The sequence below is a fragment of the Aerococcus sp. L_32 genome, from assembly GCF_050689315.1.
Genome location: NZ_JBOEQF010000615.1, coordinates 1 through 1,019, shown reverse-complemented (window position 1 = coordinate 1,019; position 1,019 = coordinate 1). Strand labels below are relative to the sequence as shown.

2 protein-coding genes are annotated in these 1,019 nt (G+C 43.0%); both read right to left on the bottom strand.

The window, feature by feature from the left end; all coding sequences use genetic code 11:
* The coding region (dhaL, locus tag ACRCJ0_RS15175) for a dihydroxyacetone kinase subunit DhaL (protein WP_431391040.1) at nt 1-386 on the bottom strand (386 nt) is incomplete at its 3' end.
* A 24-nt stretch (nt 387-410) separates the two neighbouring features.
* The coding region (locus ACRCJ0_RS15170; protein ID WP_431391039.1) for a dihydroxyacetone kinase subunit DhaK at nt 411-1,019 on the bottom strand (609 nt) is incomplete at its 5' end.

The following is a 1,019-nucleotide window of genomic DNA, read 5'->3' as shown; positions in this document are numbered from 1 at the left end:
GGATGCCACATATCAACCATCGTTTTTTCACCAGGTTCTGCTTTACCTCTTTGTTGAATTTTATCTAAACCAGCTGCAAAAATATCCGCGAGATTTTCTGAGTTTTTAGCCGTTGTTGCCATGGCTAGGAAGGCAGAACCATATAAAGGACCGGATGCACCACCAATCTTACTCATTAGGGTTTGCGCAACAGTCATAAACAGCGCTGATGCATCTGCTGGTTGTTTGCTTTCCAAGGCTTCCTTAGTAGCAACTGCACCGCGGGCCATGTTATTACCATGATCTCCATCACCAATTTTTTGGTCTAAATCAGATAGATAAGCTTTTTCTTCTATTAAGCGGTCAAACCATTGGTCTAACCAAGTTATTGTTTCATTTACATCCATACATGACATCCTCTCTTAACTAAACTATCCCCAAGCTGCAGTGTTTACCGGCGCTTGTAGGGCACTTACCCAGTCTGCGTCCTCAAGTTTCAGTAAGGTTAATGACGCCCCCTGCATTTCCAGTGAAGTCATCAGGTCTCCTACCTTAACAAAATCAACTTCTAGCCCTTCATCTCCCAACTGTCCTTGAATATCATTCCAGAATAGGTAAAGTTCCATTAACGGTGTACCGCCCATCCCATTGACCAATACGGCAAAACGATCTCCAGTTGTCCAGTTGAATTCTTCTTTTAGCCTACCAATTAATTCCGCAGCCATTTCTTTTGCAGGCTTGATTTTCTCACGACGGTAACCAGGTTCCCCGTGGATTCCAATACCATATTCAAATTCATCATCTGCAATATCAAAACCAGGTTTACCTACTTCAGGGACGGTTGCGGCTGTTAAAGCAAGGCCGATAGATTTAAGATTGTCGTTAACCTTTTCCGCAATAGCTTTTAAGTCATTTAAAGATTTCCCTTGGTCTGCGTAGTAGCCGATGATTTTATGCATAAAGACTGTACCGGCAATGCCACGTCGGCCTGCGGTATAGGTAGAATCTTCCATAGCAATATCATCATCAACGATGATTGC